This window comes from Nocardioides nematodiphilus (assembly GCF_020216525.1).
GTDB classification, from domain to species: Bacteria; Actinomycetota; Actinomycetes; order Propionibacteriales; family Nocardioidaceae; genus Nocardioides; species Nocardioides nematodiphilus.
Genome location: NZ_JAIWOY010000002.1, coordinates 527,223 through 542,811 on the forward strand (window position 1 = coordinate 527,223; position 15,589 = coordinate 542,811).

15 protein-coding genes and 1 tRNA gene are annotated in these 15,589 nt (G+C 71.3%); 7 read left to right on the plus strand and 9 right to left on the minus strand.

What is annotated here, in order from left to right; genetic code table 11:
- Positions 1-82 precede the first annotated feature (82 nt).
- The 5 genes from rpmE to KSO98_RS05640 form a co-directional block, all read right to left on the minus strand.
- Entirely contained in the window at positions 83-292 is a 210-nt protein-coding gene (gene rpmE, locus KSO98_RS05620; RefSeq protein WP_225284040.1) for a 50S ribosomal protein L31, read from the minus strand.
- A 131-nt stretch (positions 293-423) separates the two neighbouring features.
- A complete protein-coding gene (gene rho / locus KSO98_RS05625) occupies positions 424-2,310 on the minus strand; it encodes a transcription termination factor Rho (RefSeq protein WP_225284151.1) in 1,887 nt (628 codons plus the stop codon).
- 262 nt (positions 2,311-2,572) lie between these two features.
- Entirely contained in the window at positions 2,573-3,499 is a 927-nt protein-coding gene (gene thrB / locus KSO98_RS05630) for a homoserine kinase (protein ID WP_225284042.1), read from the minus strand.
- A complete protein-coding gene (gene thrC / locus KSO98_RS05635) occupies positions 3,499-4,584 on the minus strand; it encodes a threonine synthase (RefSeq protein WP_225284044.1) in 1,086 nt (361 codons plus the stop codon). Before thrC ends, thrB begins: the two co-directional genes overlap by 1 nt.
- A gap of 5 nt (positions 4,585-4,589) precedes the next feature.
- Positions 4,590-5,903, minus strand: coding sequence for a homoserine dehydrogenase (locus KSO98_RS05640; protein ID WP_225284045.1), 1,314 nt, complete (start codon positions 5,901-5,903; stop codon positions 4,590-4,592).
- A 20-nt stretch (positions 5,904-5,923) separates the two neighbouring features.
- Here KSO98_RS05640 and soxR point away from each other — a divergent pair, with 20 nt between their 5' ends.
- Positions 5,924-6,274: a redox-sensitive transcriptional activator SoxR gene (gene soxR, locus KSO98_RS05645; protein ID WP_225284046.1), complete on the plus strand. Its 351-nt coding sequence runs from the start codon at positions 5,924-5,926 to the stop codon at positions 6,272-6,274.
- Positions 6,275-6,341: 67 nt separating this feature from the next.
- Here the strand turns inward: soxR and KSO98_RS05650 are convergent, their stop codons facing one another.
- Entirely contained in the window at positions 6,342-6,512 is a 171-nt protein-coding gene (locus KSO98_RS05650) for a CsbD family protein (protein WP_225284047.1), read from the minus strand.
- Positions 6,513-6,669: 157 nt separating this feature from the next.
- On the opposite strand from KSO98_RS05650, the gene KSO98_RS05655 reads away from it, so the two are divergent.
- Entirely contained in the window at positions 6,670-7,017 is a 348-nt protein-coding gene (locus KSO98_RS05655) for a hypothetical protein (protein WP_225284048.1), read from the plus strand.
- 7 nt (positions 7,018-7,024) lie between these two features.
- Here the strand turns inward: KSO98_RS05655 and lysA are convergent, their stop codons facing one another.
- Positions 7,025-8,410, minus strand: a complete 1,386-nt coding sequence (gene lysA / locus KSO98_RS05660) for a diaminopimelate decarboxylase (protein WP_225284049.1) — start codon at positions 8,408-8,410, stop codon at positions 7,025-7,027.
- Positions 8,411-8,571: 161 nt separating this feature from the next.
- Complete coding sequence (gene argS / locus KSO98_RS05665) at positions 8,572-10,272, minus strand: arginine--tRNA ligase (RefSeq protein ID WP_225284050.1); 1,701 nt, start codon at positions 10,270-10,272, stop codon at positions 8,572-8,574.
- A gap of 137 nt (positions 10,273-10,409) precedes the next feature.
- Between argS and KSO98_RS05670 the strand changes: the two genes are divergently transcribed.
- From KSO98_RS05670 to KSO98_RS05680, 3 genes are all read left to right on the plus strand, one after another.
- A tRNA-Arg gene (locus KSO98_RS05670) sits at positions 10,410-10,482 on the plus strand.
- 85 nt (positions 10,483-10,567) lie between these two features.
- Positions 10,568-11,539 carry an AraC family transcriptional regulator gene (locus tag KSO98_RS05675; RefSeq protein WP_225284051.1) on the plus strand — a complete coding sequence of 324 codons (972 nt, stop codon included), beginning with the start codon at positions 10,568-10,570 and terminating at the stop codon, positions 11,537-11,539.
- A 131-nt stretch (positions 11,540-11,670) separates the two neighbouring features.
- Positions 11,671-12,135, plus strand: coding sequence for an SsgA family sporulation/cell division regulator (locus tag KSO98_RS05680; protein ID WP_225284053.1), 465 nt, complete (start codon positions 11,671-11,673; stop codon positions 12,133-12,135).
- A 16-nt stretch (positions 12,136-12,151) separates the two neighbouring features.
- On the opposite strand, the gene KSO98_RS05685 is transcribed toward KSO98_RS05680, so the two are convergent.
- Positions 12,152-14,362 (minus strand): putative bifunctional diguanylate cyclase/phosphodiesterase, encoded by a 2,211-nt coding sequence (locus KSO98_RS05685; protein WP_225284055.1) that lies wholly within the window; start codon positions 14,360-14,362, stop codon positions 12,152-12,154.
- 188 nt (positions 14,363-14,550) lie between these two features.
- Between KSO98_RS05685 and KSO98_RS05690 the strand changes: the two genes are divergently transcribed.
- Positions 14,551-15,072 (plus strand): 2'-5' RNA ligase family protein, encoded by a 522-nt coding sequence (locus KSO98_RS05690; protein ID WP_225284057.1) that lies wholly within the window; start codon positions 14,551-14,553, stop codon positions 15,070-15,072.
- Positions 15,069-15,587 carry a bifunctional adenosylcobinamide kinase/adenosylcobinamide-phosphate guanylyltransferase gene (locus tag KSO98_RS05695; protein WP_225284059.1) on the plus strand — a complete coding sequence of 173 codons (519 nt, stop codon included), beginning with the start codon at positions 15,069-15,071 and terminating at the stop codon, positions 15,585-15,587. Before KSO98_RS05690 ends, KSO98_RS05695 begins: the two co-directional genes overlap by 4 nt.
- The last annotated feature ends 2 nt before the right edge of the window (positions 15,588-15,589 follow it).

Below are 15,589 nucleotides of genomic sequence, written 5' to 3' on the forward strand. Positions count from 1 at the left end.
CGCCGGGGGGGCGGGGGGGGGGGGGGGGGAAGCGCGGCGCCCCGCCCCGCCGGCGAGGGGGAAGGGGGGCGCTCGGAGGACGCTAGTTCTTCTTGCCGTAGCGAGCCTCGAAGCGGGCCACGCGGCCGCCGGTGTCGAGGATCTTCTGCTTGCCGGTGTAGAACGGGTGGCACTCGTTGCAGACGTCGGCGCGGATGACGCCGTCGGCCTTGGTCGAGCGCGTGGTGAACGTGTTGCCGCAGGTACAGGTGACCTGGGCCTCGACGTACGTCGGGTGGATGTCAGTCTTCATGGTGTCCTCATCTCTCAATGGTCCCGGGTCGTCCAGCGCGGGCTGCGCGACGTGAACCGGGACCGACAGGCAATGGTACGAACAACGGTGGCCGGCAACCAATTCCCTCGGCGATCCGGCCACCGCTGCTGTCAGGCGTCGGGCGTCGTCTTGGCGATCTGCATCAGGAACTCGACGTTGCTGTGCGTCTTGCGCATCCGCTCCAGCAGCAGCTCGAGCGCCTGCTGGCCGTCGAGGCCGGCAAGCACCTTGCGCAGCTTCCACACGATGGCGAGCTCCTCCTTGCTGAGCAGGAGCTCCTCGCGGCGCGTGCCGGACTGGACGACGTCGATCGCCGGGAACAGGCGCTTCTCGGCGAAGTCGCGGCGCAGCCGCAGCTCCATGTTGCCGGTGCCCTTGAACTCCTCGAAGATCACCTCGTCCATCTTCGAGCCGGACTCGATGAGCGCGGTGGCGAGGATGGTCAGCGAGCCGCCGTTCTCGATGTTGCGCGCGGCACCGAAGAACTTCTTCGGCGGGTAGAGCGCGGCCGAGTCCACGCCGCCGGACAGGATCCGGCCGCTGGCCGGAGCCGAGAGGTTGTACGCACGACCCAGGCGGGTGATGCCGTCGAGCAGCACGACCACGTCGTGACCGAGCTCGACCAGGCGCTTGGCGCGCTCGATCGCGAGCTCGGCGACGATGGTGTGGTCGGCGGGCTGGCGGTCGAAGGTGCTCGCGATGACCTCGCCCTTGACCGAGCGCTGGAAGTCGGTGACCTCCTCGGGCCGCTCGTCGACCAGCACCACCATGAGGTGGCACTCGGGGTTGTTGGCGGTGATCGAGTTGGCGATCGACTGCATGACCATCGTCTTGCCGGCCTTGGCCGGGCTGACGATGAGGCCGCGCTGGCCCTTGCCGATCGGAGCCGCGATGTCGATGACGCGGCCGATCAGGTTCTCGGCGTTGGTCTCCATCCGCAGGCGCTCGTTGGCGTACAGCGGGGTCAGCTTGGAGAAGTCGACGCGGCCCGCGGCGTTGGCGGGATCGGTCCCGTTGACGCTGTCGATGCGGACCATCGGGTTGAACTTCTCCTTGCGCTCGCCCTCGCGGGGCTGGCGCACCTGGCCGACGATCGCGTCGCCGCGGCGCAGGCCGAGCTTGCGGACCATGGAGAGCGAGACGTAGACGTCGTCGGCGCCGGGCAGGTAGCCGGACGTGCGGACGAAGGCGTAGTTGTCCAGCACGTCGAGGATGCCGGCTGCGGGGACGAGGACGTCGTCCTCGCGGATCTCGACGTCCATGTCGCCGCGCGCGGCGCCGACGGGGCGGTCGCGGTCGCGACCCCGACGGCGACGGTTGCGGCGGCTGCCGCCGTCCTCGTCGTCGCCCGGGTGCTGACCCTGCTGCCCCTGGCCCTGGCCCTGGCCCTGCGGCTGGTTCTGCTGGCCCTGGTTCTGCTGGCGGCCCTGGTGCTGACCCTGCTGGCCCTGGCCCTGGCTCTGGCTCTGCTGGTTCTGGTTCTGCTGCTGGCGGCGCTGCTGGCGCTGGCCGTCCTGGTCGCCCTGGTCGCCCTTGTCAGCCTGCTCGCCCTTGTCGGTCGGCTCGGCGTGCTGCGGCTCGGCCTGCTTGGCCTCGACGGCGTCGGCCTTCGCGCGGCGCTGGCGCTGGCGCGGCTTGCTCTCGACCTGCCCGGCGTTCTGCCCGGCGTCCTGCCCGGCGTCCTGTGCGGCGTCCTGCTCCGGCTTCGCCGCAGCGGCCTCGGTCTGCGGTGCTGCCGCGGCCTTGGAGCCGCGCGTACGCGTCGTCACCTTGGGTGCGGTGCTCGCACCGGCATCCGTCTTCGGTTCTGTCTTCTCGGCCGGCTTCTGGGTCGGCCGGCTGCTCTGGGCAGTCTTGATGGCATCGACCAGTTGCGCCTTCTTCATGGCGCCGGAGCCGGCGATCCCCATGCCGCTGGCCATCGCCTTGAGATCGGCGAGGAGCATGGAGTTGAGTCCGCCGGCTGCCTTCTTCTTCGGCGCGGCGGCTTCGGTCATCTCAGTCACGTGATTCCTTCACGTATCAGAGCCGGGCGGCACGACGTGCTGCCGACGGCTGTTGTCGACCTTCCTCCCCGATGGCGGACCGGTAGGTCTCATCGGTTGCGCAGAGCAGATCTGCGCGGAAGCGGAGGGAGGGTTGCACCGAACGGTGCGGCGCCTCGGTACCCCGGGGCGCTGACAATGTAGCACCGGCGCGGCGCCGATCATTCCGCCACTCCGCAGTCCGGTCGGGCCGCCGTTCGCGGCGGCCGGATCCTCAGCCCTCGGTGCGCGCGCCGTCCAGGTCGAGCGCGAGCGCGTGGGAGGCCCATCCGTCCGGCGTACGGGCGAGCAGCGATGCTGCGTCGGCGTCACCGTCGACACCGGTCACGAAGGCGAGCACGGTCGGACCGGCACCGGAGACGATGGCCGGGACGCCGTCGGCGCGCAGCGCGTCGACCAGAGCGAGCGAGCCCGGCATGGCGGGGCGGCGGTAGTCCTGGTGCAGGTAGTCGCGGGTGGCGCGCAGCAGCTGATCGGCCCGGCCGGCGAGCGCGGCGACGAGCAGAGCCGTACGACCGGCGTCGGCGGCGGCATCGGCGTGCGGGACGCTGGCCGGCAGAAGGCCGCGGGCGACCTTCGTCTCCACACCCGTGGGCGGGACGAAGACCACGGCGCTGATCCCGGCGGCGACCGGCGAGAGGACCGAGTAGAACTCCTCGACGCCATCAGGACCCGGCTCGTGTCCCGAGATGGTGAAGCCGCCGTACATCGCCGGGGCGACGTTGTCGGGGTGGCCCTCGATCTCGGCGGCGAGCCTGAAGGCGGCGTCGTCGTCCATCAGCGCGGCGCCGTCCACGACGAGCGCGCGGGCGAGCACGATGCCGCCGACGATCGCGGCCGAGGAGGAGCCCAGGCCGCGGGCGTGCGGGATGACGTTGTGGCAGCTGAGCCGGAGCCCGGCGGGCTGGCCACCGAGGCGCTCGAAGGCGGCGCGCATCGCGCGGACGACGAGGTGCGACTCGTCGCGCGGGACGCCGTCGGCGCCCGCACCGTCGACCTCGACGACCAGATCGGCCTCGAGGACCTCCCCCACCAGCGTGTCCCGCAGGTCGAGGGCGAGGCCGAGCGAGTCGAAGCCGGGGCCGAGGTTGGCCGAGGTGGCCGGCACCGTGATGGTGACCGGCCCCGCCGCGAAGGCCATCAGATCAGGCCGGCGGCCGCAGCGGCGGCGTCGATGTCGGCGTCGACCACGATGTCGGGGATCTCGCCGAAGAACTCGAGCGCGGTGATCGTGTCCTTGAGGCCGTGACCGGTCACGGTGATGACGGTGACCTTGCCCGCGTACGCCTTGGCGATCTCGTCGCCCGCGGCGACGTCGTCGAGCAGGCCCGCGACGCCGGCGGCGGAGGCGGGCTCGACGAAAATGCCGTCGTTGCGGGCCAGCTGGGCCTGGGCGGAGAGGATCTGCTCGTCGCTGAGCGCCTTGAAGCGGCCGCCGGAGGCGTCACGCGCGGCCTCGGCGAGCTTCCAGGACGCGGGGTTGCCGATCCGGATCGCGGTGGCGCGGGTCTCCGGGTTCTCGACCGGGTGGCCGAGCACCAGCGGCGCCGCGCCGGCGGCCTGGAAAGCGCGCATGACCGGGGTCTTGGTCGCGCGGCCGGCGTCCTTGTACTGGACGTAGCCCAGCCAGTAGGCCGAGATGTTGCCGGCGTTGCCGACCGGCAGCAGGTGGAAGTCGGGGGCGTCGCCGAGACGGTCGACGATCTCGAACGAGGCGGTCTTCTGGCCCTCGAGACGCACCGGGTTGACGCTGTTGACCAGTGCGACCGGGTAGTTCTCGGCCAGGCCGCGCGAGAGGCGCAGGCAGTCGTCGAAGTTGCCGCGGACGCGGATGACCTGACCGCCGTGGACCAGCGCCTGGGCCATCTTGGAGGCCGAGATCTTGCCGTCCGGGACGAGCACGATCGGGCTGATGCCGGCCTTGGCGGCGTAGGCCGCCATCGAGGCCGAGGTGTTGCCGGTCGAGGCGCAGACGACGGCCTTGGCGCCCTCGTGGACGGCGACCGAGATCGCGGCGGTCATGCCGCGGTCCTTGAACGAGCCGGTCGGGTTGGCGCCCTCGACCTTGATCCAGACCTCGCCACCGGTGACGCCGGAGAGCCACTCGGAGCGCACGAGCGGCGTGCCGCCCTCACCCAGCGTGATCGCTGGGGTGCCCGCCGGGATGTCGAGGAGCTCGCGATACTCCTCGATGAGTCCGCGCCACTGGCCGTTGGTGCTCGTCATGCTGGTCATCCGTTCATTCCCTCGACGCGCATCACCGAGGTGACGTCGCGAACAACATCCAGGTTCCGCAGGTGCTCGACGGTGGCCGCGAGCTGCGCATCGGTCGCGTCGTGGGAGACGACCACGAGCTGAGCCTCGTCGTCGCGACCCTCCTGACGCATGGTCTGGATCGACACGCCGTGCTCGGCGAAGGCGCTCGCGATGGTGGCGAGCACGCCCGCGCGGTCCTCGACGTCGATCGCGACGTGGTAGCGGGTCACGGTCTGCCCCATCGGGAGGATCGCGCGGTCGGCGTAGGAGGATGCGGCGACGCTCTGCGTCTGCGCGACCAGGTTGCGGGCGACGGTGACGAGGTCACCGAGGACGGCCGACGCGGTCGGGTCGCCGCCGGCGCCGCGGCCGTAGAACATGAGCTGACCGGCGGACTCCGCCTCGACGAAGACGGCGTTGTACGCGTCGCGGACACTCGCCAGCGGGTGCTCGCGCGGGATCATCGCGGGGTGCACGCGCGCGCTGACCGCGCCGTCCTTGAGCTCGACGATCGCCAGCAGCTTCACCACGCAGCCCATCGCCTTGGCCGAGGCCACATCGGCGGCGGTGACGTCGGTGATGCCCTCGCGGTGGACGTCGGTGCCGACGACCTTCGTGTGGAAGGCCAGGCTGGCGAGGATCGCGGCCTTCGCGGCGGCGTCGAACGCCTCGACGTCGGCGGTCGGGTCGGCCTCGGCGTACCCGAGCTCCTGGGCCTCCGCGAGCGCTTCGGTGAAGCCCGCGCCGTAGGTGTCCATCTTGTCGAGGATGTAGTTGGTGGTGCCGTTGACGATGCCGATCACCTTGGTGACCTTGTCGCCGGCGAGCGAGTCGCGCAGCGGGCGCAGGATCGGGATGGCGCCCGCGACGGCGGCCTCGTAGTAGAGGTCGCGGCCGGCCTTCTCGGCGGTCGCGAAGAGGGTGGCGCCGTCCTCGGCGAGCAGGGCCTTGTTGGCGGTGACGACCGAGGCGCCGTTCTCGAGCGCGCTCAGGATGAGGCCACGCGCCGGCTCGATGCCGCCGATGACCTCGACGACGATGTCGACGTCGTCGCGCGCGACCAGCGCAGTGGCGTCGGTGGTGAGCAGGTCGGCCGGGATCTCGACCTCGCGGGGCGCGTCCAGCCGGCGTACGGCGACGCCCTTGAGCTCGACCGGGGCGCCGATCCGCGCCTCCAGGTCGGCGGCCTGCTCGTGCAGCAGCCGGACGACCTGAGAGCCGACGACGCCGCAGCCCAGGAGGGCCACGCCGAGCGGGCGTGCGGAACCGAAGGCAGCAGGAGTCGTCACGGGGACAAGGGTATCGGCGGGTGGCGGTCAGGGCTGAACCGGCGACGACCGGCGGACACGTGCTGCGGCGGCTCTCCTTCATCCGCGTCTCCCAGCGCCTCGGCCTGCCGCTCGGGCAGATCCGCGACGCGCTCGACACCCTGCCCGACGGCCGTACCCCCACCAGGCAGGACTGGGCCGCGCTCTCCGCGACCTGGCGCGCGGACCTCGACGATCGGATCCGTCGGCTGGAGCGGCTGCGCGACTCCCTCGACAACTGCATCGGCTGCGGCTGTCTGTCCCTGGAGGCGTGCGCGCTCTACAACCCCGATGACGAGTTCGCCTCGGCCGGAAGCGGCGCGGTGCGCTGGGAGCCGCCGCCGCAGACATAGGCGAGGCCGTCACGTCCCCGCCTGAGCGGGACGTGACGGCCTCGTCGTGAGTTCAGAGAGCGTCAGCTCACTTGAAGGCGTCCTTCACCTTCTCGCCGGCCTGCTTGAGATCGGCCTTGGCCTTGTCGGTCTTGCCCTCGGCCTGCATCGACTCGTCTCCGGTCGCGCCGCCCATCCGCTCCTTGGCCTCGCCCTTGAGCTCCTCGGCCTTGTTGCCCATCTTGTCGTCCAGACCCATCGTTTCCTCCTAGTGCTGGGGGCCACTCCTGTACCCGCCTCCGCGGCGCACATGTCTGCCTTTGCGCGTACGACCCTGACTTGTACGCCTCGCTCCCCCGCGATCCGCAGGCGCTCTGCGGGCCATCCGCACGGAGCACGGCGGCGAGGGCAGCGGGATGGCCTACGAGTTCGAGGAGGGCTACAGCGAGGTGCTGCGCAGCGGCCTCGCCCCGGCCTCGGTCCGCAGTGCGCTCTTCAGCGCCCTGGCGCAGAGCCCGGACATGGTCGTCGAGGAGGGCGTGACGACGCCCGCCGGGCACGACGGGATCGCGATCGGCGCGCGCGGCCGGCACTTCCAGATGATCTTCGACACCGCGACCGGTGCGTACGTCGGCGATCGCGGCACCGACCCCGACTTCCCGGACGTACCGGGTCTCGACGCCGACAAGACGACCATGCTGACCTCGGTCAGGACGACCGTGGTCGATCACGCGCCGCCCGTGCACACGCTGTCACGGCGATAGGGCGGGATCAGCCCATGTCCGTGGCGAGCAGGTCGTCCTCGGTCTCGCGGCGGACGATCACCCGGTACTCGCCGTCCTTGACCGCGACGACCGGCGGGCGCAGGGCGTGGTTGTAGTTCGACGCCATCGAGCGGCCGTACGCGCCGGTGCCCGGCACCGCGATCAGGTCGCCGGGGGCGACGTCGCCGGGCAGGAACTCGTGCTTGACCACGATGTCGCCCGACTCGCAGTGCTTGCCCACGACGCGCGCCAGCACCGGGGTCGCGTCCGAGGAGCGCGAGGCCAGCGTGGCGGAGTAGTCGGCGTCGTAGAGCGCCGGGCGGATGTTGTCGCTCATCCCGCCGTCGACGGAGACGTACGTGCGGCTCGCGCCGCCGTCGAGCGTCACCGACTTGACCGTGCCGACGGTGTAGACGGTGAACATCGAGGAGCCGACGATGGCGCGGCCGGGCTCGATCGACAGGTGCGGCTTGGCGATCCGGAGCGCGTGGCACTCGGCCTCGACGATCGCGGTGATCCGAGCAGCGAGATCGGCGGGCTCTGCCGGGTCGTCCTGCGTCGTGTACGCGATGCCGAAGCCGCCGCCCAGGTCGAGCTCGGGCATGGCGTGGTTGAGCTCGTTGGCGATCTGGGCGTGCAGGGCGAGGACACGGCGGGCCGCGACCTCCCAACCGGAGGTGTCGAAGATCTGCGAGCCGATGTGGCTGTGCAGACCGCGCAGGTCGAGCGAGGCGTGCGTGAGGACGGCCTTCGCCGCCTCGTACGCGTCGCCGGAGGAGATCGAGAAGCCGAACTTCTGGTCCTCGTGCGCGGTGGCGATGAACTCATGGGTGTGCGCCTCGACGCCCGCGGTCACGCGGATCATCACCGGTTGGCGCACCCCGAGCTGCGCAGCGACGTCGGCGACGCGCTCGATCTCGTGGAAGGAGTCGACGATGATCCGCCCGACGCCCTCGTGCACGGCGCGGCGCAGCTCCATCGCGGACTTGTTGTTGCCGTGGTAGCCGATCCGGGCGGGCTCGACGCCCGCGCGCAGCGCCACCGACAGCTCGCCGTCGGAGCAGACGTCGAGGCAGAGGCCCTCCTCCGCCACCCAGCGGGCGACCGCGACGGACAGGAACGCCTTGCCGGCGTAGTAGACGTCGTAGTCGGCGAAGCCGTCGCGGAAGGCGCGGGCACGCGTACGGAAGTCCTCCTCGTCGAGGAGGTAGGCCGGGGTGTTGACGTTGGCGACGACGTCGGCCACCGACATGCCGCCGACGTGCAGCAGACCGTCGACCTTGGTCGCGGTGCGCGGCCAGAGGACCGGCACGAGCGCGTTGGCGTCGGAGGGCTCACGCAGCCAGACGGGCGAGGTGCCGGCGAAGTCGCCCGGCGGGACGGAGCGCGCCATCAGACCATGGCTCCTGTCTCTCGCTCGTGGCGAGCGTCGGCCAACGCGTGCGATGGCACGGCGGAGGAGGGAGCCGTGGCGGAGCCACGGCGACTGACGACAACGCCGCCAGCGTGCACGGTGGTCGGCGCGCAGCCGAGCATGGAGGCAGGAGGCATGGTCTACATCCGCTCCGGGGCGGTCACGCCGAGCAGGTCGAGGCCGTTGCGGATGACGGTGCGGGTGGCGTGCACCAGCACGAGACGCGCGAGGTTGGCCGGCGCGACCGGCTCGTCGCCCTGCGGCAGCATGCGGCACTCCTTGGTGTCGTACCACTTGTTGAAGGTCGAGGCGGTGTCCTCGAGGTAGCGCGCGACACGATGCGGCTCGCGCAGCTCGGCGGAGCTGGCGACCACGCGCGGGAAGTCGGCCAGGGCGCGCAGCAGGTCGCCGTCGCGGTCGTGCGCGAGCAGGCTCGGGTCGAAGGTGGCCAGGGCGTCGTCGAGCGTCATGCCCAGGTCGGTCGCGTTGGCGATCATCCGGCACGTACGGGCGTGGGCGTACTGGACGTAGTAGACCGGATTGTCGTTCGAGGCCTTGGTGATCTCGGCGATGTCGAGCGTCAGCGGGCTGTCGGCCGGGTAGCGGGCCAGCGAGTAGCGCAGCGCGTCGACGCCAATCTCCTCGGCGAGCTCGTGCAGCGTGACGATGTTGCCGGCACGCTTGGAGAGCTTGACCTCGGCACCGTCGCGCATGATCTTCACCAGCTGGCCGATGAGCACGTCCAGCGTCTTCGCCGGGTCGTCGCCGACGCAGGCGGCCATCGCCTTGAGGCGGCCGACGTAGCCGTGGTGGTCGGCGCCGAGCAGGTAGATGCAGTGGTCGAAGCCGCGGGCGCGCTTGTTGAGGTAGTAGGCGGTGTCGGAGGCGAAGTACGTCAGCTCGCCGTCGCTCTTGATGAGGACGCGGTCCTTGTCGTCACCGAAGTCGGTGGTCCGCATCCACAGCGCGCCGCCCTCCTCGTACACGTGGCCGAGGTCCTTGAGGCGCGCGAGCGTGTTCGGAACGCCACCGGTCTCCTGGCCCTCCTCGTGCAGGGACAGCTCGCTGAACCACACGTCGAAGTGGGTGTTGAAGAACGCGAGCTGCTCCTGCTGCTCCCTGAGCTGGATCGCGTAGCCGACCTCGCGGACCGCGGCGAGGCGCTCGCCTTCGCCGTAACCCTCCGAGAGCTGGAAGATGCCCGGGCGGGCGGCCTCGACGGCCTTGGCCAGCTCGTCGATGTACGCACCGGCGTAGCCGTCCTCGGGCTTCTCCGCTCCGGTGGCCGAGGCGATGATCGAGCTGGCGAAGTGGTTCATCTGCACGCCGCGGTCGTTGATGTAGAACTCGCGGGTGACATCGGCGCCGGCGGCCGAGAGCACCCGGCCGATGGCGTCGCCGAGCACGGCCCAGCGGGTGTGGCCGAGGTGGAGCGGGCCGGTGGGGTTGGCCGAGATGAACTCGACGTTGATCTTCTGCCCCGCGAGCGTCTCGGTGTGGCCGTACGAGGAGCCGCCGGCGACGATGTCGGCCGCGAGGGCGCCCTGGGCGCCGGCCTCCACCGAGATGTTGAGGAAGCCCGGGCCGGCGATCTCGACGGCGGACACACCCGCCGAGGCGCGCAGCTTCTCGGCGATCAGCTCGGCGAGGGCGCGCGGATTCGTACCGGCCTTCTTGGCCAGCTGCATCGAGACGTTGGTGGCGTAGTCGCCGTGGCCCTTCTGGCGCGGGCGCTCCACCGTCACACTGGTCGGGACGCCGTCGGGAAGGCTCAGCGAGCCCTCCTCGGACAGGCTCGTCAGGACGTCGACGATCGTGGCGGAGAGCTGTTCGGGGGTCACCCGCCAAGCCTATCGGCGGACCCGCTGATCCCCTGCACCGATAACCGGCCGTGGATCACGCTCACACCCGGCCGGGCCGGTTTCACCCTCCTCCCCCGGTGGCTGTAGGGTCTCCATCACACCGCTCGACGGTGGATGCCTTCGTAGCTCAGGGGATAGAGCACTGGTTTCCGGTACCAGGTGCCGCAGGTTCGAATCCTGCCGAAGGCGCGGCATGAGAACCGCCCCCGGAATTGGGTAATCACCCAGGCCGGCGGGCGGTTCTTTCGCATGATCGGCCGACAATGGGTGGGCCATGGGCACACGCGATCTCGCACACAGCATCGTCGAGAACGGCACCCTCCTGCTCGCCTCAGCCGACCCGGACGAGGCGGCCGATCTCGGGTCGAAGGCGCTGCGACCCCACCGGCTCGGGCTGCGCGGCGGGGCGCTCGACGCCCACCTCTGGCAGGTTCGGATCGGCGAGCAGTCCGCCACCCGGCTGGCGTACGGGACCGCGGTGGGCCTGCGCCCCGGGGACGCCGAGCCCGACGACTACCTCCTCAGCCTCCCGATCGCTGGTGAGGCCCTGGTCCGCCACCACGGCCGCGAGGCGCTGGGCACGCCGACACGGGCGGTGATCGTCGGGCCGGGCCGCGACTTCGGCTACGACCTCGACGCCGCCTGCGACCAGATCATCCTGCGACTCCCCCGCCAGCAGGTCGAGTCGGTCGCCTCGGCGCTGACCCGTACCACCGGCCCGGTGCTGTTCGACCTGGAGGTGACGGCGTCGGTCGGCGGCCTCTCCGCGATGATCGAGGCCGCGATCGACCTGACGGCGTCGGGCGTCGCCGAGGGCAGGCCGCATCTGCTGTGGCAGATGGAGCAGGTCATCGTGGAGTCGCTCATCCTGGGTCAGCCCAACAGCAGGTCCGCCCAGCTCCAGGCCGGACGCGACGCCACGGCCGCACGCCGGGTCCGTGCGGCGACGAGCTACATGCACGACCACCTGGCCGAGCCGCTCAGCATCGTCGCCGTCGCCTCCGCCTGCGGCGTGAGCGTCCGGAGCCTCCAGGAGGCCTTCCGCGGCGAGCTCGGCACGACGCCGGGCCAGTGGCTCAAGGCGGAGCGGATCCAGCGCGCACACGCGCTGCTGGGGTCCGGTGTCGCGCTGTCGGTCACCGAGGTCGCCTACTCCTGCGGCATCTTCCATCTCGGCGAGTTCGGCGCGGCCTTCAAGGAGCGATACGGCGTGACGCCGTCCGCGCACCTGGCCGCACATCGCTGAGCGCTCCTCGGCCGCACTCTGCGCCTTTCCGATAGCCAACGTGCGCGTTCGCGATATCGGTGAGCGTCCGCGGCTCTCACACTCGCATATCTGACCATATGGTCAGACCGAGTGGATAGAAAGAAAATCCGATGAGCGCCAGCTTCGATCCCCGCAGCCCTGCTGAGGCCCGCCCCATGGTCCTCGCCGAGATGGCACTGCGGTGCTACGACGAACGGGGCCACAGCGCGGAGGTGATCCTGGGATTCGCCTACGGCGCCGAGGACCCGTACGCGGTCGCGATCACGTTCGCCCTCGCAGCGGGCGACGGCGACACCTTCGCGACCTGGCTGGTCGGCCGCCCACTGCTGCGTGCCGGCATGTCCGCCCCGTCCGGCGACGGGGACGTCCGGATCTATCCCAGCATCGACGAGGACGGCCGGGCGATCACCGTCCTCGAGTTCGTCGCCCCCGGCGGCTTCGCCAGCGTGCACGCCGACACCGACCTGCTGCGCGGGTTCGTCGACCGCACGACCGATGTGGTGCCGTTCGGCTCGGAGAGCGATCACATCGACCTCGAGGCGCTGGTCGCGGACCTGCTCCCCGACGGCGCCTGAGCGGACTACGCCGGTCTCAGACCCCGACGACCTGACCGAGCCGGGGCTCCGGCGCGGGGCGGCCGAAGAGATAGCCCTGACCGACCAGCCAGCCGTGCTCGAGCAGGACCTCGCGCTGGGCCTCGGTCTCGACACCCTCGGCGACCGAGGAGAGCTCGAGGCTCGTCGCCAGGCTCCCGATCGCCTGGACCAGGACGGTCGAGGTGTCGCGGACCCCGCGGACCTCGCTGACGAACGAGCGGTCCAGCTTTAGCCCACTCACCGGCAGGTCGCGCAACACCGAGATGGAGGAGAACCCGGTGCCGAAGTCGTCGAGCAGGATCGAGATGCCGTCTGCGCGCAGCCGGTGAAGGTCCTCGACCACCTCGACCGCCACGTCGAGGACAGCCGTCTCGGTGACCTCGATCGCGATCCGGCGCGGGTCGACGCCGAACGCCTCGATCGCGTCCATCAGCGCCGCCGCCCAGCCGGACTGGCGCAGCTGGACCGGTGAGACGTTGACGCTCACGTAGCCGGGCAGGGGCGTCTCAGCGAGCATCGCGAGCACCTGGTCCTGCACCTGGCGCCCGATCTCACTGATCAGGCCGCTCGCCTCGGCCACGCCGATGAAGTCGCCGGGCATCACCACGCCGCGGACGGGGTGGTGCCAGCGCACCAGCGCCTCGTGTCCGATGACGCGCGCGTCACGCAGGTCGACGATCGGCTGGTAGTACGCGACGAACTCGCCACGGCGTACGCCATCCCGGATCTCGGCCTCGAGCGTCATCCGCTCGAGCGCCCGGGCGCGCAGCTCGTCGTCGAAGAAGTGCCAGCGGTCGCGACCGCCGGCCTTGGCCTCGAAGAGCGCGGCGTCGGCGTCGCGCAGCAGGCTCTGAGCGGTCGCCTCGGGGCCGGCCAGCGCGATGCCGATCGAGACCGAGGAGTGGATGCTCTGCTCCCCCAGGGTGAGGTCGGGTGCGAGCGCGGCCTGGATCCACTCGGCGGTCCGCTCCACCTCGAGATGGTCGCGGACGGCGGGCATCACGACCACGAACTCGTCGCCACCGAAGCGCCCGACGTGCTCGGTCGGCCCCAGGGCGGCGGCGAGCCGCTCGGCGACCCGGGCCAGCACGACGTCGCCGGCGCCGTGACCCAGCGAGTCGTTGACGACCTTGAAGTTGTCCAGGTCGATGAAGAGGACGGCGACGGTCCGCGCGTCGTCGCGGATCCGCTCGACCGCGCGCTCGAGGATCGCCACGATGGAGGCGCGGTTGCGCAGACCGGTGAGCTGATCGTGGAACGCCCGGTAGGCCAGCTCCTCGCGGGCCTCGTGCTCGGCGGTGATGTCGCGCAGGCCGACGATCGCGCCGCCCCCACCGGGCCCGAGGGCCGGGGTCACGGTCACGCGCGGATCCATCCAGCGGTACGCGCCGTCGGCATGCAGGTAGCGCACCGGCGGCATCTCCCCCGCGCTCGACGCACCGCGCAGGGCGGCACCCAGCGTCGGCTGGTCGTCGGGGTGGACCAGCAGGTGGCACGCGGTACCCAACAGGGCGGCCGGCTCGTAGCCGAGCACCGCCGTGACCGACGGCGAGACCCACGTGATCCGGCCGTCGTGGTCGGACTGGTAGATCACGTCGGTGGCGTTCTCGGCGAGCATCCGGAAGCGCGCCTGGTCGCGCAGGCGCCCGAGGCCGTACCCGAACTGCTCGGCGAGGCGCCCGAGCAGGCTCTGGGCCGAGGCGTCGAACTCGTCGCGGGTGCGGCCGTAGACCGTCAGGGCGCCGTCGAGCTGACCCTCGCAGTAGATGGGCAGCGAGATCGCCGAGATCATGTCGGAGGCGAGCGCCCGGCTGTGCCACGGTGCCATGGCCGAGGCACCCTGCAGGTCGGGTTGCACATGCACCGCGCCGGTGCGCAGGCACACCCCGGTGGGGCCGTTGCCGTACGGACCCTCGGCGACGGTGATCCGGATGCCGTCGAGGTAGGCCTTGGCGCCGCCGGCCGCGGCGACCGGGCTGACGGTGCCCTCCTCGTCGTTGCCGGCCCGGCCGTACCAGGCGAAGCGGTAGCCGCCGGTGTCGACGACGGTCGCGCACATGGTGGCGATCAGGTCGGCCTCGTCACGCGCCTTGAGCAGGACGTCCGTGCCCGCGGAGAGGGTCTTGAGGGCGCGGTCACGCACCGCCTGCTCGCCCACCCGGGCGCGCAGGCGCGCACCGAGTCGCCCCCCAGCCGCACTCCCCACCGGTATCCACCCTCCAGCACCGTCCAGGACGTCATCGTCGCTGCACCGTAGGGTCCGGCATCGGGCGGCCTGAGACAAGCGTCTTGGGGACTAGGTCCCGGATCGGCCGGGACCACGCGCCGGTTCCAAGGACCCGGTAGAACCGGTACTCACTGATAGCGTTTTCGCCGTCGGAGAGGAGTCTCGGGATGACTGGCCACACGGTGATCGCCTTCCCAGTGCCGGAGCTGGATGGGTGGGTACGCGAGCGAACCGAGCACTACGACGCGTCGTTCGTGTCCACGGATCCGGGGTTCGTGCACGCCCACATCACGGTGCTCGGACCGTGGGTCTGCGACCCGACGACCGTCGACCTGGACCGGGTCGCGGAGGTGGTCGACGAGATCGAGCCCTTCGACGTCACGCTCGGCGCGGTGCACGCCTTCCCTGACGGGCTGATCCACCTGCGTCCGGTGCCGGAGGACCCGATCCGCGACCTGACGGCGCGCCTGTGGGAGGCCTTCCCCGAGCACCCGCCGTACGCCGGCGCCTACTCGGACCCGACTCCGCACCTCACGCTCGACCAGACCGCGCCGACGATCACGCCCCACACGGTCAGCCAGCGCCTCGGCGAGACCCTGCCGCTGGCCGTCCGGCTCGACCGGCTCGACCTGCAGTGGTGGGCCAACGACGACTGCCGCCTGCTGCACTCCTGGAAGCTGGGCGCGTGAAGGTCCTGGTCACCGGCGGAGTCCGCTCCGGGAAGTCGCGGCACGCCGAGTCGCTGCTCGCGGCCGCCGGAGCGGTCGCGTACGTGGCCCCCGGGCCGGTGTCCGACGACGCGGACTGGGCCGAGCGGATCGCCGCCCATCGGGCCGCCCGTCCCGCATCGTGGACGACCCTGGAGACCCACGACCTCGCGACCGGGCTGGCGACCGAAGGTCCGGTGATCGTGGACTGCCTCGGAACCTGGCTCACCGCGCTCCTCGACGACCACGCGCTCTGGGAGGCCTCGACCGGCGAGGCGACCGGGCTGGTGCGCGCCGAGCTCGCGAAGGCCATCGAGACGCTGGCCGCCCGCACGGCCGACACGGTGCTGGTCACCAACGAGGTCGGCCTCGGCGTGGTGCCGTCCCACCGCTCGGGCCGGGTCTTCCGCGACCTGCTCGGCCTGGTCAACCAGGAGCTCGCCGCCGCCTGCGACGAGGTCCACCTCGTGATCGCCGGCCGCGTGCTCACGCTCTGACC